This window comes from Dolichospermum sp. DET69, from assembly GCA_017355425.1.
In the GTDB taxonomy this organism is placed as follows: domain Bacteria; phylum Cyanobacteriota; class Cyanobacteriia; order Cyanobacteriales; family Nostocaceae; genus Dolichospermum.
Genome location: CP070233.1, coordinates 5,352,920 through 5,377,640 on the forward strand (window position 1 = coordinate 5,352,920; position 24,721 = coordinate 5,377,640).

General features: G+C 36.9%; 11 protein-coding genes. 4 read left to right on the top strand and 7 right to left on the bottom strand.

What is annotated here, in order from left to right:
* Positions 1-618: 618 nt before the first annotated feature.
* The 4 genes from sbnA to EZY12_24675 all read left to right on the top strand — a co-directional run bounded on the left by sbnA (position 619) and on the right by EZY12_24675 (position 4,945).
* A complete protein-coding gene (sbnA, locus tag EZY12_24660) occupies positions 619-1,611 on the top strand; it encodes a 2,3-diaminopropionate biosynthesis protein SbnA (GenBank protein QSX67796.1) in 993 nt (330 codons plus the stop codon).
* A gap of 40 nt (positions 1,612-1,651) precedes the next feature.
* Positions 1,652-2,680: a 2,3-diaminopropionate biosynthesis protein SbnB gene (gene sbnB / locus EZY12_24665; GenBank protein QSX67797.1), complete on the top strand. Its 1,029-nt coding sequence runs from the start codon at positions 1,652-1,654 to the stop codon at positions 2,678-2,680.
* A 125-nt stretch (positions 2,681-2,805) separates the two neighbouring features.
* Positions 2,806-3,849, top strand: coding sequence for an iron-containing redox enzyme family protein (locus tag EZY12_24670; GenBank protein ID QSX67798.1), 1,044 nt, complete (start codon positions 2,806-2,808; stop codon positions 3,847-3,849).
* A gap of 124 nt (positions 3,850-3,973) precedes the next feature.
* Entirely contained in the window at positions 3,974-4,945 is a 972-nt protein-coding gene (locus EZY12_24675) for a DMT family transporter (protein QSX67799.1), read from the top strand.
* A 243-nt stretch (positions 4,946-5,188) separates the two neighbouring features.
* Here the strand turns inward: EZY12_24675 and EZY12_24680 are convergent, their stop codons facing one another.
* From EZY12_24680 to EZY12_24710, 7 genes are all read right to left on the bottom strand, one after another.
* Positions 5,189-5,980, bottom strand: coding sequence for an SDR family oxidoreductase (locus EZY12_24680; GenBank protein ID QSX67800.1), 792 nt, complete (start codon positions 5,978-5,980; stop codon positions 5,189-5,191).
* A gap of 47 nt (positions 5,981-6,027) precedes the next feature.
* Positions 6,028-7,536: a thioester reductase domain-containing protein gene (locus EZY12_24685; GenBank protein QSX67801.1), complete on the bottom strand. Its 1,509-nt coding sequence runs from the start codon at positions 7,534-7,536 to the stop codon at positions 6,028-6,030.
* 2 nt (positions 7,537-7,538) lie between these two features.
* On the bottom strand, positions 7,539-9,206 hold the full coding sequence (locus EZY12_24690) for a PfaD family polyunsaturated fatty acid/polyketide biosynthesis protein (GenBank protein QSX67802.1): 1,668 nt from the start codon (positions 9,204-9,206) through the stop codon (positions 7,539-7,541).
* 175 nt (positions 9,207-9,381) lie between these two features.
* Positions 9,382-12,696, bottom strand: coding sequence for a type I polyketide synthase (locus EZY12_24695; GenBank protein QSX67803.1), 3,315 nt, complete (start codon positions 12,694-12,696; stop codon positions 9,382-9,384).
* Between the two features lie 4 nt (positions 12,697-12,700).
* The gene (locus tag EZY12_24700; GenBank protein QSX67804.1) at positions 12,701-14,053 is read right to left on the bottom strand and encodes a polyketide synthase; all 1,353 of its coding nucleotides are present in this window, start codon (positions 14,051-14,053) and stop codon (positions 12,701-12,703) included.
* A 227-nt stretch (positions 14,054-14,280) separates the two neighbouring features.
* Positions 14,281-16,011: an SDR family NAD(P)-dependent oxidoreductase gene (locus EZY12_24705; protein ID QSX67805.1), complete on the bottom strand. Its 1,731-nt coding sequence runs from the start codon at positions 16,009-16,011 to the stop codon at positions 14,281-14,283.
* 2,870 nt (positions 16,012-18,881) lie between these two features.
* On the bottom strand, positions 18,882-24,314 hold the full coding sequence (locus EZY12_24710) for an acyltransferase domain-containing protein (protein ID QSX67806.1): 5,433 nt from the start codon (positions 24,312-24,314) through the stop codon (positions 18,882-18,884).
* Positions 24,315-24,721: the final 407 nt, after the last annotated feature.

Below are 24,721 nucleotides of genomic sequence, written 5' to 3' on the forward strand. Positions count from 1 at the left end.
TGAAAATGCCAGGGTTTTAAACATCTATTGTCAATAATCTTGCACTTGTTTGGTTATAAAACCCTGCAAACCTTTATCTATCAACCCTTTTGCTTTCTTTTTTGCAAACCCTAATTAGACATCTCCAGAAAGGAAATACGCCTATCGTAGAAGCGGGTAGGAATTCTCGGATCTACATTTTTTTTGGAGGTGTCTATTGTATCCTACCTTCCGCACCCTAAACTGTCACACAACGAAAATTGGTTGTTTGGAGATTTGGTTTTAGCGAACTGCTTGCAGCAGCACTAGTTCCCTGCGGGACGCTCCGCGTAGTTTGCTTCCCGTAGGATACGCTATCGCCTGCCAATATTTTTTGATATTAGTATAAAATTTAATAATCATGGTTAATTTGTACAGTGTATAATTCCTAAAAATTTTCCTCATGACAAGATTCTTAAATCAATTTCTTTAATACAAAGTTCTCTCTGTGATATTATCAATCGTATGTTGTACTGTCTCAATATACCTACCATTTTTGAGCCTCGTAATCAATCAAATTTTCTTGGCTTTTATATGGTCATGTTATTTAAACCGTGTTACATTAATCAGTGAAAGACGCAATCCATAGTGTAGTTTAAGATGATTCATGAATCAGTAGCAAGCTCTATAGGTCAAACACCCTTAGTATCTTTGTCTAGATTATTCCCCTATAAAAACATTAAAGTTATAGCAAAACTGGAGTTTTTAAATCCTGGAGGTAGTATTAAAGACCGTCCGGCTCGCTTTATTATTGAACAAGGGTTGCAGGATGGAAGCATTTCTAGAAAAACCCACCTAATTGAAAGTACGTCTGGGAACTTAGGTATTGCCTTGGCCATGCTGGCACGAGTCCACGAGCTTAAATTCACGTGTGTAGTAGATCCCAAAATATCAACAGTGAACTTACAGATGTTGAAGCTTTTGGGGGCTAATATTGAGATGGTTGACACACCTGACAATCAAGGCGGCTATCTACAGTCTAGAATTAAACGGGTGCAGGAATTATTAAAGACCATTCCCCAAAGTTATTGGATTAACCAGTATGCTAACGAACTTAACTGGAAGGCACATTACTATGGAACTGGCGCTGAAATTGTTTCCAGTCTAGACCACCCCATTGATTGTCTGATCATTGCTACCAGTACCACAGGAACACTATTGGGAGTGTCGAAACGTCTCCGTCAGGAGTTTCCTAACTTGCGAGTTGTTGCCGTGGATGCTGTGGGTTCGGTTATTTTTGGGGCACAACCAGGCGCGAGGGAGATACCTGGCATTGGTGCAAGTCGGGTACCTGAACTTAGCAGTCAGCTTGAAGTAGATGAAGTTATCTACGTTAACGATAGAGAGTCCGCTTTGGGGTGTCGCGCTCTTCTTGAACATGAAGGTATTTTTGCTGGTGGTTCTTCAGGGTCAGTGATTGCCGCTATTCAGAAACTCATCCCGACTTTGCCTTCTTCTTACCGTGTCCTCACTATTTTACCTGATCGAGGAGAACGGTACTTAAATTCAGTCTATGACGATAACTGGTTAATGCAATTGCCCACGCCACTAACAACGGCTAAACTACCTGATATGATCACCCAGATGGTCTAGTTTGCAAACGAATCTAGCACTTATCCCCAGCAAAAAAAATATGACCTCCCAACTTACACAACCGCCAAAGATTCTTTATCTGAGCAAATCAGACATTATTCAACTGTGCGGAAATTCTTCTCAGTTGTACATAGATGCAGTCAGCCATGCTCTTGTTCTTCATGCTGAGGGCAAAATTGTCCAACCCCTCAAGCCATATTTGCGCTGGCGCGGTGATGAAAATCATATTGCTGACCGGATAATAGCCATGCCGGCCTATTTGGGTGGTGATAACCCAGTCGCTGGTTTAAAGTGGGTTGGAAGTAAGCATGATAATCCTTCTGTACACGGTATAGACCGAGCTAGTGCGATCATCATTCTGAATGACACCCAAACTCATTACCCAATTGCTATTCTTGAGGGCAGTCTAATCAGCGGTATGCGAACCGCGGCTGTTACTTCGGTAGCGGCTAAGTACCTAGCGCGAACAGGTTTTTCTCGTGTAACCTGCATTGGCTGTGGACCCATTGCCAAGATGCAACTATTGACAATTCTTGAGCAATTCCCTTTAATTACTACCATTTATCTATTCGACCTCAACTCCCTCGCTGCTAAGAATTTAGTTCTTGAGCTAAACCAACACTTCCCAGGAGTAGAATACCATATTGCAGCAACGGCAGAGGAAGCAGTGCGCCAGGGCGAGGTGGTTATAACCTGTACGGTTACGGACAAACCCTATATACCCTACGAATGGCTGCAAAAAGGAACTTTTGTGAGCAATATTTCCATTATGGACCTACACAAAGAGGTCTTCTTGAAAGCTGATAAGGTAGTAGTGGACGACTGGGAACAATCCAATCGTGAGAAGAAAATAATTAATCAGTTAGTAATTGAAGGGAGCTTTTCCCGCGAGCATCTACACGCGGAACTAGGTGAAATAATCCTTGGAAACCGATCAGGTCGGGAGTCAAATGAAGAAATCATCGTTCTTAATCCCATGGGAATGGCAATTGAAGATATGGCTTGTTCCCAAAGCATCTACGAGAAAGCCCTGGCTACGGGGGTTGGCTTTTGGTTGAATCTTGATTAAGGGCAAATCACAAATTGGACAGGGAGATAATATTTAATATCAATGCAACGGGATACAAGTGTTGGCATTGTGTTATGTAAATCTCAATCAGTTGTATACTACTTGAATTTTAAAGGAGTTGTCAGGTGCTAAGTATTAATCAGTTACAGGAAAAGTCCTCAAATTTACAAGATCGGAGTTGGCCTCCTGTCAACAAATTTCAGGGTTTCAGCGGTTTAATCAAAGACTTTCTTTATTTAGATGTAACTCAGCAATATGAAATATTAGCTAAAAGCAGGGATAACTCTGAAGAACATGGTAAATTTATTCACGAAAGTTTAGGATTAATTTATGCCTATGTACTCGGTTATGAAGATAGCCCTTGCTATATCACGACCAATGAAGAATTAGAAATAAAATTACAGCAATTAAAGATTGTTTTAGAAAGAGAATTAATGAATTATTGGTTAGATATACCAGCAATTCCCCAACAGCTAAATCAGGGGGAAGCGGTTGATTATCTTAACAAAAAAATACTTGATAATTCCGGCGTTTACCATGAACTATTTGATTATATTGCGACAAAGGCCTCAAAAACGGCTGTTATAACTTTTTTACAAAATGAAGTCATCCGCAATGAGGTGGTTGATGATGAGGTAGCTTTACTGGTAAAGGGTTTACAAGGGCTACTAAAAAAGGTAGTTGCATCAAATCTTTGGGATGAGTGCGGTCGTGGCAAGCTTAATGATTTCCACACATATTGGTTAAGAATGTTGTTGGAAGAATTAAATGGTTGGAATCAACTATCTGATTATCGAAAACTAACGAGTCCCTGGTACGCTAAGATAACATCAAACTCATTTAATATGCTGTTGACACGTCCAGGATACAAATATATGGCATATGGAGCTTTCTTGGTATTTGAAAGTTGGGTGCATCCACATTTTGAAAGAATTATTGCGGGTTTAAAAAGAGTTGGTATTGATCAGGAAGATTTGAGTGTTTATTTTACTGCTCACCTAGCCATTGATCAATATCACACAAGAGAGTTACTTGCCGGTATAGCTAATCAAGAGCCGAGGTTAAATCAAGCAGAAGTTGACCAAATTCTTCTGGGATCACATTTAGCAATAGCAGCGGGAACAGCACAGTATGGGCGGATGTTGTCTTATCTTTCAACTCTCAAATAGTAAGCTGTTCGGAATTTAAACTGTATAACTTAAAACAAGTTTAATTATTGTGGGGTGGGACTCCTTACCCGCCCTGTTTATTTTGTACAACATTACCTCCAAAAGTCTTTGCCACAAAATCATTATGACTAATACCGTGGAATTGCCAGAGCAACAGACAGATTTTAGATCCGATAAAATACAGATTATTTTATTGTTCGTAGCAGTATTTACTTTATCACTAGCAGCAATCTTAATCAAATTTAGCGAACAATATATTGGTCCTAATGCTACGATTTTCAATCGCTTCTGGATAGCCACTTTTATTCTAGGACTGTGGAAAGGTGGTAAATATTTAGCTTCTCAACTATTCCAAGATACTTCCAGTGTAAAAGAAAGTTATACAATATTCGATATATCACTATTGGTGTTAACGGCTATCTTAATTTCACTTTCCCAGCTTTCCTGGGCTTGGTCTATAACTACAACAAGCGTTGCTAACGCGAATTTATTACATAATATGACCCCAATTTTCACCATATTAGGGGGATGGCTGCTATTAAATTATTCCTTTAACAGTAAATTTCTCATCGGTATGGTTTTAGCTATAGGAGGAGCTATAACTATTAGCATTCAAGATTTACAAATTTCTACAGATCATCTGAATGGTGATAGTTTAGCTTTACTATCTGCTATATTTTTTGGAGCTAACAATTTAGTGGTAGAAAAATTAAGAGTCAAGTTTTCGACAATAAGCATATTATTATGGTCTTGTTTTTTCCGAATATTTTTGACATTTCCAGTAGTGATATTAACTGAAGATAAAATTTTCCCATCTTCCTGGCAGGGATGGTTACCAGTCATCTTTCTAGCTATTTTCTGCCAAGTGATTGGTTCGGGGATTCTCTTCTATAGCCTCAAACACTTCTCTTCAGGATTTATTTCTTTGTTCCTTCTGCTTGAGCCGATCATTGCTACAATTCTTGCATGGATCTTCTTTGGTGAAGATTTAAGTCTCCTAAATGGGTTAGCTTTTATTGTAGTTTTAGTTGGTATATATGTCGCTAAATCTGCTCAAGAATCTGATGGTGAGGTTAACCCTCTTCCGTCAAAATAAGTACCTGGAAAAAATTAATTACACAAACATCAGGGCTGAAATCCTTGACTGGTAAAGAATTGGTAAATAACTAATATGTAATTAATTCTGTCTAGGTACTTATGAATCTGAATCGCAAAAATAATTGCCTAATTTCCAAATCCAGATGAAACATTAATAAATCGCCAAGAACTTTATGTGGCGTTAAAATTCGTTTTTATGACAAGGGGACAGGGAAGAGGTCTTGGGAGATTTTACTTTTTATTACTTATCTTCTTGCATACTTCTGACAATTTTCGTCACCATTTTCCTAGGAATAAACCGCACACATTTTGACATAAGTTTATTCATGAAACCAGGAATAATAATAGTTTTTCCTTTAATTAAAGCATCATAACCAATCTGTGCAACCGTTTCCGCATCCATCATTTTTTTACCTTTAAGCATTTTAGAATCAGCCATGCCGCTTCTTTCATGAAATGCTGATACAGTAGAACCCGGACAAAGAACTGTTACAGTTACACCTGTACCTTCTAATTCATTAGCGATCGCTTCTGAAAATGATAAAATATAGGCTTTAGTGGCAAAATACACTGCCATTAACGGACCTGGTTGAAATGCAGCCGCAGAAGCAACATTTAATATCTTGCCATGACCTTGTTTAACCATTTGTTTGAGAAATAACTTGGTTAAATGGGTTAAACAAACTAAATTTACCTGTAACATTTCCAGTTCGGTACTGAGGTTAGTTTCATTAAATAATCCATGATTTCCAAACCCGGCATTATTTACTAAAATATCAACCTTAATTCCAGCCTCTTGCAACTCTGTAAAAATTTCTTCTGGAGATGTGGATATAGATAAATCTTTGATAATAGGTTTAACAGAAACCCCAAACTCTTCTTGAAAATCAACAGCTATTTTCGTAAGTTTTTCACCTACCCTATCTACCAATACAAGATTGTAATTTTCACGAGCAAAAATCCGGGCTAACTGATAACCAATACCATTGGCTGAACCCGTAATTAAAACAGTTCCCTGACATTTTACGTTCATTTTAAAAAAGTTAATTAGCTAGGCACGGTTTACCCGTGCCAATACCATTAGGCAAGAGTCAAGAAACCAGTTTGCACTAAATAGGATGTATAAGTCATCAACAATTGAGAATCAATAGGAGGACAAACAATAGAACTGCCTTTTAGTGCTTCTAGAGTTTCTTCACAACTAATAATTGGTCTTCTAGCTTGTAAATACAAATCAGGAATAGTGATTTGTTCATCAGACCAACGTTCTAGTAAAAACGGACGCAAAGTGTATAAAGGATTATCTTGAGATGTCACATTATTAATTAACTCTGCTTGCCATTCTTCGTAGGGAATCATCTTCAATGAAAATCCAAAAGAACGCACCCAATCAACCAAAGATTTTAAGGAAGCAGGTTGAGGATGTTGTAAGTGAAAAGCCTTACCTACAGATGTTTCTTGTCGAGAAAGATAAACAACAGATTTGCTCACATAATCAACAGGAGACATATCTAACATATAATCTACATCAGGAAAAGATCCCATTTGTAGACAACCTTTAATCATCAAATTGATAAAGTCATGGGTATTACAAATCCCAGTTTTGCTATCTCCAGAAATTAAAGGAGGTCGGTGAATAGTAATAGGTAATCCTCGACTACCAGCAATTTTCACTAATTTTTCCGACACCCATTTAGTTTGGGAATAACCGAGAAAAATGCCTTCCCAGTCATCAAAACTATCCTGCTCTTTAACTACCTGACCAGCATAGGCACTTGACTCAAATACAGCCACACTAGAAACATAATGCAATGGCTTCACTTTCGTTTGACAAGCTAAACGCAAAACTTCCTGTGTCCCTAAAACATTGGCTGTTTTTAATGCTGAGTAAGGATAAACATAATTCAGTAAAGCTGCACTATGATAAATAGTATCAATATTAGCGGCTAAACTTTCAAATTGTTCTGCACCAATTCCCAAATGTGGCTGTGCTAAATCACCAATGATAGGGATAATACGGCTACTATATTCATCTTGCCAAATTCCATATTGTTGCAAATTATTTTCTAATTTGCTTTTACCTTCTTCCACATTACTAGCACGAACCAAGCAATAAAGAGTTGCTTCAGATACTTCTAGCAATTCCTTGATGATAAAAGCCCCTAAATAACCCGTTCCTCCGGTTAAAAAGATATTTTTGGGGTTAGTGATAAAAACTGTATTACCTACAGGTTGAATAGTAGGGTCTAGGACAGCTTCCGCAGCTAAATCTAGAAGAGGAGGAGCAAAACTAACAGGGGAATTTGTCCCTGAATCTTTTGCTTGAGAATCATCAGTTGATTCTTCTGACAACCGTTGAGAAAGGGCTGCAATATTGGGATAATGCCAAAGTAAAATAGGAGAGGGTTTAAATCCTAGTAATTCTTCTAATTTACTAATGATCATCATGGCTTGAGCGGAATCCAAACCATAATTTTCTAAATTTTCATTAACATCAATTTCTGCGGTTTCTACTCCGACAACTTCCGCGAGATGAGAAACTAGAAATGCTTGAATACTTTCAGCATTATAAGACTGTTTTAAACTCATTTTTACTTCTCCAATATAGAAGGAATTGGTTGATATTGACTGTAATAAGCAGGCATTTGCAAACCTTGCATTTTTAAACTGTGGCTGCGATATAAAAACCCAGCCCCTTTCATAATTTGGTTAGCAACATCAACAACATGACGATGATTAGGTTCTGACAAATATGAACCACGTACCCAGTCATTGAAGCCACCCATAGCTGGTCCACACCAAATTTGATAATCAACTTCCCGACCTTTTTCACCAGTGCTAGACCAGCGGGAAGATAATCCTAAATACCAGCGAAAGATTACAGCCATTTTGAGTTTAGGATTGTTAACAGCTTTCCCCAATTTTTCTGGATTCTTTTGGGATAAATAAGCCGCTGCACCTTCCCAAACTTCTGCAAGACTTTTACGGAAAATTTGTTTTTCTAACTTATCTTTTTCTGCTTGCGGAATCTGTTCAATAGAGTCGTAAGTGCGATATAATTCATACAATTTTTGCGCTCGCATGGGAAACATTGTCCCCCGTTTGAGAACTTGTAATTTCACTCCCATTTCAAACATATCGGCTGCGGGAGCCATAATCATATCCGCCATTTCTGCTTGTGCTAATAACTTTTTAGTATGTTCACAAGCACCAGACTCAACACAAGATTGATTAATTGAACCAGTCATTATATAAGCAGCACCCATCATAAAACCAGCTAAAGCTGATTCTGGTGTGCCAATTCCTCCAGCTACTCCAATCCTAATAGGAACTGAGTAATTATATTGAGCTTGAGTTCCATCTCTGAGCGCAATAATTGAAGGTAATAAACATACTAAAGGACGATTATCTGTATGACCACCAGAGTCAGCTTCAACAGTAATATCATCAGCCATGGGCACTTGACTAGCCAAATTGGCTTGTAATTCAGTAATTAGTCCTTGCTGAATTAATTCTTTGAGAATTCGTTCTGGTGCGGGTTGCAAAAATTTAGTAGCAACTTCCCGTCGGGAAACTTTAGCTATTACCTTATTTCTGATATCAATTTGGTTAGCTGCATTCAATCTTAACCCAGCAACTCGATAATAAACAATATTCGGAGTTAAGTCTAAAAATGCTGATGCTTCTACTGTTCTGACACCATATTTTAGATATAAATCTACAGCCCGGCGTTCAATAGCTGGTTCGTTAGGACTGTGAATTAAATTGAACGCGTAGGGTCCATCGGGTAACGCTTGTTGAATATTATTAATCGCAGATTCTAAGCGTTCTGGAAGTAAACCACCTGCACCAAAGGAACTTAAAATTTTCTCTTTTCCTAGGGCAATTACCATTTCTTCAGAAGAAATACCTCCAGCCATTGCTCCCGTCATATAGGCATATTTTACACCATAAGCAGCAAGAAAACTAGAATCCCCAAGTTGTTGTAACCGTAGGGGTGGAAGTGATATTAAAAGTTCTGCTTGTCCAGATACACTATCATCAGCAGGTGCTAAATAGCCATCATTAGTAGCACCAATTTTTCCGGCTATTTTAATGAGATAACAAGGTTTATCTAATGTTAAAAGTTTATCTTTGATAGCACTTTTTTCAAAGCTAACACAATCTAATGAACCTTTCCAAACTTGGTTTTGATGATTACAGGTAAAAAAACCAAGCCCATTATCATGTTTATTTAGTACCGTCTCGATTGTTGTCACGGTAATTATTCCTCAAATAAAAAAAAGTTGAGAATGAAGAATTTAGCTCACGCAAAGGCGCAGAGGCGCAAAGAAAGAGAGTAAATACAATTTCTATTAAATTTTTTCTTCCCTCTGTGTCCTCTGTGCCTCTGTGGTTCGTTTAAAAAAGAGCTTTAAGCTCAACCCAAGTGCATTATTTCTCTTCGTTAAGCAAATTTTGAGCGCAAGCTAATTGCAATTGAATGATTTCGCTCATTTGCTGACTAAAATCTTGTCTAGCTGTTAAAAAACTTGTGTGCGTTTTAGTTAATTTGGCAGTGTTGTTACTCAGTTTTTGATACTGAGAAATTTTTAAATCATTCATGCTAACTTTTTCACCAGATTCTTGATTTATATTTTGCTTGAGGATTTTAGTTGACTCAAAGAATTTTAGTTTCTTTGACAATTCCAAACCGTTCTCCATGATAGTTTTCATGGTATTTTTTGCTAGTTTAGGTTGGGGTTTGGGGTAAATGTCTGTAGGGGCTATTTTCTCCGATGTTTGTAAGGAATTGATGATTTTATACTCTTGATGAGTAAAAATTGTTTGCTTTTGGTTATTAGCAAAAATTTGCCGATTTTCTGCATTTAAAATTGCAGAAGTCATGGAATTACCACCTAAAGTAACTGTCCTCAGTGCAGCTTTTTTCTGTTGTGTATTTTCTGAGGATAAGTTATACAAAGGAGTTAGATTCACATTTACTTGATGACTCAATAGTTTTGCTAATGCTTTAATTAGGGAACTATGGTCATCTGTGCCGCGTCGGTTTAGGGATACGGTAAGATGTTCTTGATTACCCAGATTTTTATCTATCCAGCGTGAACAAATACCACCAGCACCGGCTTCAATAAAGATTTTTGCTCCGTCAGCATAGACGCGATTAACTAAGCGGGGAAAGTCGAGTTGTTGACATAATCCTGTGGCAATATTGTGGGCAATTTGTTGGCTATCAATTTCAATTGATTGATATTCAGCAGCGGAGTAAAACTTGACTCCGGGGATTTTTTGCGCTGGTATAGTGTATAGTTTTTCCAATTCTTGAGACTCTGATTTCATTGCTTGACAATGAATTACATGATCAAAAGGAGCAGGAAAAGAATTACAACCCAGGGTTTTAATCACTCGTCCACAAGCTGCGGGATCTCCAGCAATTAATACTTCTTCTGGTGTATTAATCTGTGTTAAGTAAACGCGAGTTTCATTTTTTAAACATTCTCTGACTTGCTCAGGACTAGCCATAAGAACGTAATTACTCCACAACTTATTCTCTGGAGTTGTGGCAGTTTTTGGTAGTCCCCAATACTCACGCACAGCATTTTTAGAACCTGATAATCTATCTCCAAATAAAGCTGATGAATTAAAGGTGTGACTAACTTCATAAAAATTGCTCCATACTCCTTGAGCAACCATCATGCTAGTTTCACCTAAGCTATATCCGAAAATATATTTGGGTTTAATTTGAAAATCTTCGGTAATAATTGTGGAGATTAATCTGGTAAAAAGCACTTCGGCTTCAAACATTGCTAATGAATCAGCCAACAATTTCTTTTCTAGAGTTTCCAATTGTCGAGTTGATAATTTACTTAAACTTCTAGGAAATACCAGTTTTTCAACATCGGCTGCCCGTTCGTCAAGACTTTTGATAATTACATCATCTAAGACTTTAGGAAATAGCCGGAAAAGACTCCGACCGATACCCAGATAAGTATTGACAGCAGCGGGATAAACAAAGGCTATTTCTCCATCTTTACCCAATGGTTTTGGTGTAAAATAACTACCTATGGGAGTCTGCCAATCTTTACCATTTGCAAAGGCATTAGTTACACCTTTTTTAGCAGAATTAATTTCTTTAATTAATTCTTTTTGGTTACGTCCAGTCAGAGATAAGGTATATTTTGGCTGAGAATGTTGTTGAAATTTAACAAAGGTTTGACTAGCAATATTTTTGAGAGAATCAGCATTTTCAATTGTTTGTTGCAAATGATCCAATGCTACTAATAAGCTAGATTGATCATCTGCTGCAATGGGTAACAAATGCAAAGGTCTTGATTCTAGGTATGTGCTAATGCGTTCTGGTTGTTGGATTTCTTCTGATAAGATGACATGAGCAAAAGAACCGTCACAACCAATACTATTAATCGCCGAAATTCGAGATTTGACCTCTTTTTGCAAGAACCAAGGTCTGGATTCCGTCGCAACATAGAAAGGACTGCCTTCCCATACTTGCGGTGTTTTAACACCAGACCAATTAGGAGTTCCTGGAATATATCTGTGATAAATACTCAGTGCAGTTTTAATTAAACTGGCAATTCCTGATGCAACGAAGGTATGACCAATATTAGATTTAATGCTACCTATAGCGCAGTGTAAACCATCTCCAACTTGAGGATAAGCTTGCAGGATACCGTTAATTTCGGCTTCGTCTTCTGCGGGAATACCACTAGCGCAGACTTCTAAATAGTTGACTTTTGTGGGTTCAATCCCTGCTTGTTGAAAAGCCTGTTGACAGACTTGAGTAATGGTATTGCTATCTACAGCCATTGAGGGAGATTGACCAATGCTAATACCATCAATTACTGCATAGATACGTTCATTGTTGTTTAATGCCGTATCATGACGTTTGAGAACAACTGCACCGGCACCTTCTCCCACATTCCAACCATTAGCTTTTTCGTCAAAACTTAAAGTATTGACTCCTGTATTAATTTTTCCAAATTGACTTCGCAGTAATACATTTTCTACACCTCCTGCTAAGTCAACAGCACCGACAACTACAGCATCTACTTCATTAGTATCAAGTAGCATTTGCGCGAGTTCTAAAGCTTTAAAAGCGGCAGTTTCGACGGCACTAATTGTGAAAGATGGGCCTGAGAAATTCCATAAAGAAGAAATCCGGCTGGCCATAATGTTGGTAACATAACTGAGATATTCACTAAGTTCAACTTGATTATGAATACTATCTTGAACAATGCCTTCTAATTGATGGATTTTTTCTGGTGATAAAGCAATTTCTGCACCATTCAAACCATCTTTAATTTGCCAAGATGAATTCCATCTTTGCTGTAGTTGGTGTACAGATAATTCTGTATCTGCGGCGATAATTACCGCTACATTGCTATTAGGTGAAATATTCGCATCTTTGAGGGCGCGGTCAGCAACTCTTAATAATAAAAGTTGTTGAGAGTTGATTTTTTCAACTTCATTAGGAGGTATCTTGTAACCTAAAGTATCAACTTCAAAATTATCAATATACGCTCCTTGTGGTACTTTTCCAGCTTCTAAACCATACTCTCGCAGTAAAGTTTCTTGCTCATTAATCCCATGCCATCTGGATTCTGGCAGAGGAATAAAATGCTGTTTTCCGTCATAAATACTGCTCTCAAAAGCATCTAATTCTTGACATTCACCAAAGAAGGCATCCATGCCCACAATTGCCATTTTTGCAGTCAGATTTTGCTCAATATTCATTTGCTTACTTCCCCTGTTCTAGAATGATGTGAGAGTTTGTTCCACCAAAACCAAATGCACTTAAAGCTACTCTTTTAGTTTCTTGACTCGGCCATTTAGTAGGCGTTCTGACAATGTTTTTTGGAGAGACAACATTATTTTCAGAACCTATGGGTTGAGTCACATTAATAGTGGGAGGAATAACGCCATGAGACATACTTAAAATTGTCTTGGTTATCCCCACCATGCCCGCAGCAACAAGTAAATGACCAACATTTGTTTTAGTTGAACCTACTAAAGGTGCTGCTTGATATGGACTAAAAAAGCCTTCAATGGAGTTACATTCGGTGGTATCTCCCAATAGAGTGCCAGTAGCATGACACTCTAAATAATCAATTGTTTGGGGGTTAAGTTTAGCTTCTGAATAAGCTCTTTGATATGCCAGAGTTTGCCCTTGAGGATTAGGACTAAGAAGATGTTTACCTTTACCATCATTAGATAAACCATTACCACAAATTGTTGCCAGAATTTTATCCCCATCTCTAACAGCATCACTATATCTTTTGAGCATTACCATTCCTATGCCTTCGGAGGTAATTAACCCGCGTGATGACTTGTCAAGAGGACGACTAATACCATTATCGGGATATCCTTGAATCCCAGAAAATAACATTCTGATAAATAATGGATCTGAACAACTAATAGCACCAGCTAACATCAAATCAGCTTTGCCAGATTGCAGATAATGGGATGCTAATTTAATGGCATAAAATGATGAGGAACAAGCAGCATCTATAGAGAAATGAGTTGGAGACAGAGAGAATGCTTTGGAAACTATAGCAGCAGGTAAACCTGAAACCATAGCATTGTATGGAGAGACTTTTTGAGAGGTGGATAAACCCCCTAAACGAAAATCTTTTTCCTGTAAAAGTTCACCAATTGCAGGTTCAATATTTTGCTGATAAATAGGAGCAAATAATTGATTAGATGCTTTCGTTGGTAATCCCAGAGTTCCTAAAATGACTCCACATTTTGCCAGTGCAGTTTGATTTCCCCAATAACCACTTTGAACAATGGCTTGTTTTGCAGCGTACAATGACCATTTGAAGGTGTTATCTAAGCTTTCTAGAAATGATTCAGGTAAATTATATTCATTAGCATCAAACTTAAAGTTGCGGATAAATCCACCTTTTGAAAAGTAGAATTTTTCCGGTTTACCTTTATTAGAATCGTAGAATATAGCGGGATCTATTCCCAAATCCGCTATAGTTATAGATGATGTGGAATCTTTTTCTTCGGTAAGATTCTGCCAAAATTCTTCAGGATTATGAGCATCGGGAAATAGGCAAGATAACCCGATGATTGCTATTTTTTCCACTTTTGAAATCCTCATTGGGGGATGAGGGAAAGAGATATTTTTTACTCTGTTCCCTATGTTATTTAGGATTTACGCGATTCCCCAATGTTTATGGATTTATGGACGCAGGAAGATAATTAAGAGAAATTAACCACGAAGGAGCGTTCGCGGAGCGTCTCGTAGAGATAGGACACGAAGGAAGAAAGGAAGAAGAAGAGAACAGAAGAAAGAAAATAAATTGTGGTTTTTTACTTCTTATTTAACATTTTCATTGGCCAAATTACGGCTTTTGCTCCTAAGATTTTGGAGTAGATTTTTCCTTCACGATTATGGATAATGAAGTTGACGGTTGCTCCAGTGTCAGTTTTAGCAATGATTTCACAGGAAACATAAAAGGGGACGTTAAATGGCACTGCTAAATATTGTTCACAGTATGTTAATTGTCCTGGTAAACAAACTTCTTGATGGATATGATTTAACCATAGCCATAATGTTTGGGTACTCAAGTCAATGATATAAGGATTGTGCCATTTGACGGGAAATTGTCCTTGTTGTTGAGGGGTGATTTCTTGCCAGCAACATTCGGCTGTGAGTTTTTCAGAACTAATGTTTAAAACTCTGGTAATTTCTTGGAATGCTGGTCCATGAAATAAGGATAAATCACCATTTTGATAGAATCCTTTACCTGTGGTTGTGACAATATTATCTTCTCTGAGATCCATTGCTTCATAAATGGGTGCTTCTGGCATATTTTTTACCAGTTTTATCAGAGAACTGAAATGATAATGAGTTTTACCTTCAGGTGTTTTACTCCATATTTTGGTCTGAAATTCTACAAAATCACCATCGCTTTTGGCAACTTCTTTGATTTCTAAAATATGTTCTTTAGCTAGGGTAGCATTAAAGGTAATTCCTTTTAAAACTTTGAAGTCTTGACAACTAAAATATGTATACCCTGGATAAATTTCTTCACAACCATTAACCATCCATGATTTAGCACAGGTAGCGGGTAATACGGGTGATCCTGCAATTGTATGATCATGCAAAAATGGATTTTCTGCTAATGTCATCCGTCGTCTAATTCGGTAGCTCCGCAGTTCTGAACCTAAAGGAGCAGGTGGTAATTTCATGGGGCTACCAATGACAACTTGAGCATCATTAGTGTAGAGAGGATGTAGTTCATTAACTAACATTTGTGTGCCAACTTCTATAGGGATAATATCAATTCCTCTTTCTGCAAATGCTTTTTTTAATTGTGGTGTTACCATACCACTATCCCAACCACCCCAGTTAATTGCCACTACATGACAATTAGGGTTATATTGTTTCATTAAGTGGGCTGATTTACTCAGAATTTCGTTGGCTATAGCATAGTCACTTTGACCAATATTCCCATAAAAACCAGTCACTGAAGAAAACAATACTAAATGTTCTAATTGTTGGGGATTAACACAACTGAGGAGATTTTCTAAACCCTGAACTTTAGCTGTGTAAACTTTCTCAAAATCATCTTCTGTCTTTTTTTCAATTAATTTATCTGCTAAGTTACCAGCACCGTGAATAATCCCGGTAATTTGACCAGTTTTTTGAGATATTTCCTGGAGTTTTGCTTTCAATTTTACGGTATCAGTGACATCAACGCTGATATATTCAGCCGTTCCTCCTGCTGCTTCAATAGCTGCTAAGGTCTTTTTAATTTCTCGACTAGAATTAATTTGATTAAATATCTTTTGTACCATTATGGGTGTTGGTTTCTCTCCTTGAGAAATCAACTTTTCCATGATGCGCTTTTTTAAGGCTGAATCTTCTAAACAATCCCGAACATATTCTGGTTCTGTGGTAATTTCTGAACGACCTAAAAGAATAAATTTACAAGGTTGTTCTTGTGCTAATTTAATTGTACATTGAGCAGTGATTCCCTTTGCGCCACCACTGACAACAAAGACAGAAGATGGTCTAACTTGAACGGTTGCAGTCATAACTATGATTTTTGTGATTAAATAGTCGGAACTATGATTTATGTAATTTGTTTGATTGGGATGATTAATTTGTCTGAACTGTGATTCTTGTGATTAGTTTGATTAAGATGATTTGATTTGTTAATCATCTCAATCACATAAATCAAATTAATCATAGTTCAGAAATTATTCGTCTGAACTGTGATTCTTGTGATTAGTTTGATTAAGATGATTTGATTTGTTAATCATCTCAATCACATAAATCAAATTAATCATAGTTCAGAAATTATTCGTCTGAACTGTGATTCTTGTGATTAGTTTGATTAAGATGATTTGATTTGTTAATCATCTCAATCACATAAATCAAATTAATCATAGTTCAGAAATTATTCGTCGGAACTGTGATTCTTGTGATTAGTTTGATTAAGATGATTTGATTTGTTAATCATCTAAATCACATAAATCAAATTAATCATAGTTCAGAAATTATTCGTCGGAACTGTGATTCTTGTAATTAGTTTGATTAAGATGATTTGATTTGTTAATCATCTCAATCACAAAAATCAAATTAATCATAGTTCAGAAATTATTCGTCTGAACTGTGATTCTTGTGATTAGTTTGATTAAGATGATTTGATTTGTTAATCATCTCAATCACATAAATCAAATTAATCATAGTTCAGAAATTATTCGTCGGAACTGTGATTCTTGTGATTAGTTTGATTAAGATGATTTGATTTGTTAATCATCTCAATCACATAAATCAAATTAATCATAGTTCAGAAATTATTCGTCGGAACTGTGATTCTTGTGATTAGTTTGATTAAGATGATTTGATTTGTTAATCATCTCAATCACATAAATCAAATTAATCATAGTTCAGAAATTATTAGTCTGAACTGTGATTCTTGTGATTAGTTTGATTAAGATGATTTGATTTGTTAATCATCTCAATCACATAAATCAAATTAATCATAGTTCAGAAATTATTAGTCTGAACTGTGATTCTTGTGATTAGTTTGATTAAGATGATTTGATTTGTTAATCATCTCAATCACATAAATCAAATTAATCATAGTTCAGAAATTATTAGTCTGAACTGTGATTCTTGTGATTAGTTTGATTAAGATGATTTGATTTGTTAATCATCTCAATCACATAAATCAAATTAATCATAGTTCAGAAATTATTAGTCTGAACTGTGATTCTTGTGATTAGTTTGATTAAGATGATTTGATTTGTTAATCATCTCAATCACATAAATCAAATTAATCATAGTTCAGAAATTATTCGTCGGAACTGTGATTCTTGTGATTAGTTTGATTAAGATGATTTGATTTGTTAATCATCTCAATCACATAAATCAAATTAATCATAGTTCAGAAATTATTCGTCTGAACTGTGATTCTTGTGATTAGTTTGATTAAGATGATTTGATTTGTTAATCATCTCAATCACATAAATCAAATTAATCATAGTTCAGAAATTATTCGTCTGAACTGTGATTCTTGTGATTAGTTTGATTAAGATGATTTGATTTGTTAATCATCTCAATCACAAAAATCAAATTAATCATAGTTCAGAAATTATTCGTCGGAACTGTGATTCTTGTGATTAGTTTGATTAAGATGATTTGATTTGTTAATCATCTCAATCACATAAATCAAATTAATCATAGTTCAGAAATTATTCGTCGGAACTGTGATTCTTGTGATTAGTTTGATTAAGATGATTTGATTTGTTAATCATCTAAATCACATAAATCAAATTAATCATAGTTCAGAAATTATTCGTCGGAACTGTGATTCTTGTAATTAGTTTGATTAAGATGATTTGATTTGTTAATCATCTCAATCACAAAAATCAAATTAATCATAGTTCAGAAATTATTCGTCGGAACTGTGATTCTTGTGATTAGTTTGATTAAGATGATTTGATTTGTTAATCATCTCAATCACATAAATCAAATTAATCATAGTTCAGAAATTATTAGTCTGAACTGTGATTCTTGTGATTAGTTTGATTAAGATGATTTGATTTGTTAATCATCTCAATCACATAAATCAAATTAATCATAGTTCAGAAATTATTAGTCTGAACTGTGATTCTTGTGATTAGTTTGATTAAGATGATTTGATTTGTTAATCATCTCAATCACATAAATCAAATTAATCATAGTTCAGAAATTATTCGTCGGAACTGTGATTCTTGTGATTAGTTTGATTAAGATGATTTGATTTGTTAATCATCTTAATCACATAAATCAAATTAATCATAGTTCAGAAATTATTCGTCTGAACTGTGATTCTTGTGATTAGTTTGATTAAGATGATTTGATTTGTTAATCATCTAAATCACATAAATCAAATTAATCATAGTTCAGAAATTATTCGTCTGAACTGTGATTCTTGTGATTAGTTTGATTAAGATGATTTGATTTGTTAATCATCTTAATCACAAAAATCAAATTAATCATAGTTCAGAAATTATTCGTCTGAACTGTGATTCTTGTGATTAGTTTGATTAAGATGATTTGATTTGTTAATCATCTCAATCACATAAATCAAATTAATCATAGTTCAGAAATTATTCGTCGGAACTGTGATTCTTGTGATTAGTTTGATTAAGATGATTTGATTAATCACAAAAATCAGATAAATCATAAAAATCATAGTTCAGAAATTATTCGTCTGAACTGTGATTCTTGTGATTAGTTTGATTCAGATGATTTGATTTGTTAATCATCTCAATCACATAAATCAAATTAATCAAATTAATCATAGTTCAGAAATTATTCGTCTGAACTGTGATTCTTGTGATTAGTTTGATTAAGATGATTTGATTTGTTAATCATCTTAATCACATAAATCAAATTAATCATAGTTCAGAAATTATTCGGCTTTGGCTACTAGGGTTACTCGTCCTTGAGAACTATAACCAACTTCACCAATATATCTATTGGAATCATGCAATTCAGCAACAATATATTCGGCAGATTCGTGAGGATCTAAAGTAGGATTGAGGTCAATTGCTCGGAAAAATACCTGTGGCCATTCCCATCGCAAACTCTTAGTTAAACCAAACAAACCAGCAGCAATTGCACTAAAATTACCTTGATGTCCTAATCCAAATTCACCGTCAAGATGGGCAACTGTGCAGAAACTTGTTCTTCCTTCTAAAGCTGCGGCATTATTCAAAGTTGCTTTCAGGTTTTTAGCCATTAAAAACACTTGTTTAATAATTGCTTTTTCGGCTTCTGGATAGGAAATATGCCCAGGTTTTTCAGGAGTAAATTGAGGATGTAGGTGAATAAATGCCCCAATCGGTCCGTGTTTAGTCATCACACTTTGCAATAATAATTGCAGATGTTGTTCACTCATATTTGCCAAAGTTACGCGGGTAACACCTACGGGTAATGGCAATTGCTCGGAAACTAACGATTGGGGGAAACTCAAAACTACTATTTGCCAACCTTGTTCAATCAGTGCATGGGCTAGTTTGGTGGTAGTTAAAGAACCATCATCAGTGATTAAAGCAATGTGTCCTTCTGGTAATTTCGCTTCCCAAAAATCTGGGCGTGGTAAGGTTTTGAGTTTAGCAGGACGACGGGGAAGATTTGTGGGTACTATTGGTGGTGGGGTTAAATCGGCTGTGATATTAGACCCCACCCCTGTGGTTGTTACCGAGTTAACATCAAACTGCGACTTTTTTTTTTCACCTCCCACCAATGATTGGAGGTAGTTTACGATTTGCCCGATTGTCCGTAGGTCGCCTAATTCTTCTATATTTGGTTTGGGTAAGTCGGGATATGCTTCCTGCATTGCTCCCAGTATTTCTACCCGTTTGATGGAATCTATGCCTAAGTCGGCTTCCATGTCCATGTCCAGTTCTAGCATTTCCACTGGATAACCTGTTTTTTCACTGGTGATGTTTAACAGGGTTTGTCCTAAATCAGCGTATTCGTTGCTGTTTTCTGAACTGGCTTCTGGAGGTGTGAAGACGGGAATAAATTCGGAAGTAGGAACTAATGGTAACTCAGGTATACTGATGATTGGTTCGGGGGCAATTTCTTCTTTTACCTCTTCCTTATCACCTTCTTTACTGTTACCTGTAACCTGTCCCCTGTCACCCATTCCTTGCAGATATTCAACAACTTGACCAATAGTGCGTTTTTCTGCGAGTTCTTCAAGGTTAGGTTTGGGTAAGTTAGGGTATAACTCTTGCAATCCTCCCAGAATTTCTACTCGTTTAATAGAGTCAATTCCTAAGTCTGCTTCCATATCCATATCGAGTTCTAGCATTTCGATAGGATAACCAGTTTTTTCGCTGGTAATACTTAATAAGTTGTTAGCTAGATCATCCAGATTCAGATTGCTGGTTACAGGTTCTGGTTCGGGAATAAATGCAACTACGGGAGCAACTGGTTCTGGAGTTGGTTCGGGAATAAATGCAACTACGGGAGCAATTGGTTCTGGAGTTGGTTCGGGAATAAATGCAACCACAGGAGCAACTGGTGCAGCAATTACAGGTTCTGCAACTTTCACGACAGGGGGAATAGTTGCTTCTACAAGTTGAACTTTTGGCTCAATTACTGGTAGTGCCTGAGGAGGAATAATGTTAACGTTAGCAGCACTGGTATTTACAGATGTTCCTTCTTGGGTATCAGAAATTAGTTGAGAATATTCTTCTTGAATGAGTTGGAAAAAGTGTTTGGTATATTCCACCTGTTCCCGCAGATATTGTTCATGAATGCGGAGGGTTTCACCTTGTTGGGAATGAAACTGCATCATGCTGCGCTCTAAGCTTTCCATGATTACTTGCTTAATTTGAGCAGCATCTACGGAAGATTTAACATTAGCAAATAAGGTGTTTTGCTGTTGCATTAATTGGAAGAAGGTTTTGGCATATTCCATCTGATGATTGAGATATGTACCGTGAACTTCTAAATTCTCGCTTTGATTGTCTTGAAACTGGCTCAAAAGTGTTTCTAAGCTAGTGAGAATTTGTTGGCAATTTACAAGCTTATTTGGTGTTTGCATCTTCTCTATGGATTGCTGCGCGAAAATTGCTGGAACTGGTTCTTTTATAATAGTTGCAGTTGTCATTTGGGGCTGTAACAGGGTTTCAATGACAGGTTGTTTTTTATGTCCATTACCGTTGCCGTTATGTCCATTGGTTGCGGCAATTTTGGTAATTACAGAAGTTTCAATTTCTGCAATTTTTGGCGCGGTTTCTGGTTCTGGATTTTTGGGTGCAGACCCTGCGCTCCTACTTCCCACTTGATGCCCGTCTGCTAATGCTTCCTGAAAGGCATTTCTGGTTTTGTCGGAAACGTAGTTAATGCCGGTTAATTTGACGCTGAGGGTCTTTTTGGTGGAAATGGGAGGCAATACGGCAGGAAGTTGGTAGGGGTCGAGATTGCTAAGATTCATCCCGATAACGCGCAACTGAACTGCGGCTTCTCGCAAAGAGCGATCGCTGTTTTTTGAGCTACTAGGATTCAGCGATATGGTAAGATGTGGGCGATCGCCTAAGGTATCTTTTACCAAGTTACTCAAAACCCGTTTGGGACCAAATTCTACGAAGCAATAACCACCAGCCCCATAGATATTTTCAATCTCTTGCTTAAACAAAACTGAACTAGCTAAATGGCTTTCTAAGTTCTTTTGAATTGCTGCTGCATTCTGGGGATAATGTTTACCGGTGACGTTACTAAAAACGGGAATTTGGGGATTTTGGAAAGTTACAGATTTGGTCGCAATAGCAAAGGATTTTTGCGCGAATGCAATCAACGGAGTATGGAAAGCCGCAGATACAGGCAATAAAACTGCACTATATCCCAACTTTTGGCAAGCATCCTGGATTTTCTGAATTTCTAACTTTGGCCCAGCCAAAACAATCTGCGTGGGAGAATTAAAGTTAGCAATACTTACTTTGGGAAATTGCTTCAGCACAGGTTCAATTTTGCTGATATCTTCCTTCACCGCTAACATACTTCCAGCATCATGATCTGGGTCTTTGGGTGCAGCCATTGCTTGTCCTCTAGCCTTCACCAGAAACAAGTAATCAGCCTCACTCAACACTCCAGCCGCCCACAAAGCCGTTAATTCACCAAAACTATGTCCAGCGGTGAAATCTGCTTTAAACCCAGCTTGCTGCAAAATCCCATATAAACCAGCACTAAATACCCCAATTGCTGGCTGTGCATATTCGGTTCTTTGTAAAGCTGCAATTTGCGCTTTTTTCTCAACTTCATCAAAGGAAGAATGGGGGAAAACAATTTCAGAAACTGGTTGCAAATTACTTTGCTTGAATAGATGATCCATCTTGCCATATAACTGTCGCAAGCTGGGGAAATTCATCACCGCTTCTCTTCCCATTTCCAGATATTGAGAACCTTGTCCAGAGAATAAAGCGACAACTTTTCCAGCTAATTCTATGCCATTAGAACGGTAATAAATTCCTTGAGGATGTTCCCAAGCTGTTACATCAGGCTTATTTTTAAGTAAATCAATCCCAGTTTTGAGTAACTTACAAGCCTCTGGCAAATTCTCAGCTACAAACCCAATTCTTGCTGCCGTTTTGGGAATAGTTAGAGATTGACAATCTAGGACTAATTGGGAATAGTATCTATCCCCATCATTAGCTTGTAAATTATTGAAAGTTGCTTCTAACTTAGTAATTAATTCGGCGTGAGTTGCACCAAATAACAACACTTCACTAGCCCCACCATGTAAACGATAAGGATTTTGTTGTTCTGGTTCGTATTCTTCTAAAACAACGTGGTAATTTGTGCCACCAAAACCAAAAGCACTTACACCCGCACGTCGGGGAGTTTCACCTTCTGCTTTTATCCAAGGTCTAGTTTGAGTGTTGAGATAAAAGGAGGAATTTTCAATATCTAATTTGGGATTTGGTTCGGTAATATTGATAGTTGCTGGTAATATCTTGTGATGCAATGCTAAGGCAGTTTTAATTAAACTAGCTGTACCAGCAGCGGCTTTTGTATGTCCAATTTGGGATTTTACACTTCCCAAAGCAATATGTTGTTTTTGGGTATCATGTTTACCAAAGAAATCTCTTAAAGAACTAAATTCTATAGGATCTCCTGCCATTGTTCCTGTACCATGTGCCTCCATCAAACCTACAGTAGCAGGAGAGAAACCAGCATCATCATAAGCCCGTTCTAAGGCTTTAACTTGTCCTTCTTTTCTAGGAGCATAAATACTCTTGTAACGACCATCACTAGAAGTACCAATTCCCTTAATTACCGCATAGATTTTATCCCCATCTCTTTGGGCATCTTCTAAGCGTTTGAGGAGAATCATCCCAATACCTTCTCCTAACATCATCCCGTCAGATTTAGCATCAAATGGTTTGACATTTTCGCTAGAAGTAACTGCTGGAGTTTTGCTAAAAGAGATGTAAGCCATGATAGTGTTATCGGTGTCTACTCCACCAGTTAACATCATATCGCTACGATGTTCAACTAATTCACTAATGGCCATTTTTAATGCGCCAAAGGAACTAGCACAAGCCGCATCAACTACACAGTTTGTACCACCAAAATTGAAACGATTAGCAATTCTACCAGCAACCACATTTGCTAACATTCCAGGAAAAGCATTTTCATCCCATTTCACATAAGCAGATTTAATTTTATCAACGATTTTTTTAGTATCTTCGTCAGATAAACCACTGCTTTTAAGGACTTTTTCCCAAACCGGATATTCTAATCTGGCAGCTAATGGCATTCCCAATTGTTTGCCCATTGCTACACCCAAAATTACGCCGATATTCTCGCGGCTAAATTCACGGGAGTCACCATAACCAGCATCTTCCATTGTTTCTTTCGCAACTACTAAACTTAATAGTTGGGAAACATCTGTAACTTCTAAAATGCTGGGAGGAATGCCAAATTCCATGGGGTTAAAATCAACTTCAGGAATAAAACCACCACGTTTACAATAGGTTTTATCTTCTGGTGTTCTAGGATTAGGATCATAGTAGTCTTCTACACTCCAATGACTAGAAGGAACATCAGTAATACAATCAATTTTATTAACAATATTTCGCCAATAGTCTCTTAATGTTCTGGACTGAGGCATTAAAGATGCCATACCAACAATAGCTATGGGAGTTGTATGTAGTTTTCTATTAATTTCGTTAGTTGGCATGGAATTTTCTGATTGCGTGGCGTTAGTCATGTTCATTTTTTCTTCCTTGATAAACCTAAGCAAAGCTTGTTCACAACTATTAATTTGGGATTCTAATTCCGCTAAACCATTATTAATTGTGTCTATCTTTTTGGGGGGACAAGACATAGGACATAGACTAATTTTGAGTACCGTGAATGATGCAACACACTGCGCTATTAGTAGGTAGCTATCCTATCTGTCTTCGCGCAACTACCGCAGGTAATACTAAGAGGATGAATGAACAAGTCTCTCATTGTGTATCAAATGTTGTTTTACCCCTCCCTAACCCTCCCCTTAGAAAGGGGAGGGGACTTGATTTTCTGTTATCCCCCCTTTCTAAGGGGGAACTAAGGGGGGTAAATAATCATACTCAACTTGTGAATATTGAAAAAGTGTCAATCACTTTGTGGTAATAACTGGCAAAAGGACATACTTAAATGGAGGGATATGTATGAAGACAGAAGCATTTTTATCTCTTAATCATTGAATGTTTTACCTAGTGGAGAATAATGTTCTGTATGTTGATATAGCAG

Coding starts and splice junctions, on each gene's coding strand:
- sbnA (QSX67796.1), top strand. CDS start 619: ATGATTCATGAATCAGTAGCAAGCTCTATAGGTCAAACACCCTTAGTA.
- sbnB (QSX67797.1), top strand. CDS start 1,652: ATGACCTCCCAACTTACACAACCGCCAAAGATTCTTTATCTGAGCAAA.
- EZY12_24675 (QSX67799.1), top strand. CDS start 3,974: ATGACTAATACCGTGGAATTGCCAGAGCAACAGACAGATTTTAGATCC.
- EZY12_24680 (QSX67800.1), bottom strand. CDS start 5,980: ATGAACGTAAAATGTCAGGGAACTGTTTTAATTACGGGTTCAGCCAAT.
- EZY12_24685 (QSX67801.1), bottom strand. CDS start 7,536: ATGAGTTTAAAACAGTCTTATAATGCTGAAAGTATTCAAGCATTTCTA.
- EZY12_24695 (QSX67803.1), bottom strand. CDS start 12,696: ATGAATATTGAGCAAAATCTGACTGCAAAAATGGCAATTGTGGGCATG.
- EZY12_24705 (QSX67805.1), bottom strand. CDS start 16,011: ATGACTGCAACCGTTCAAGTTAGACCATCTTCTGTCTTTGTTGTCAGT.
- EZY12_24710 (QSX67806.1), bottom strand. CDS start 24,314: ATGTCTTGTCCCCCCAAAAAGATAGACACAATTAATAATGGTTTAGCG.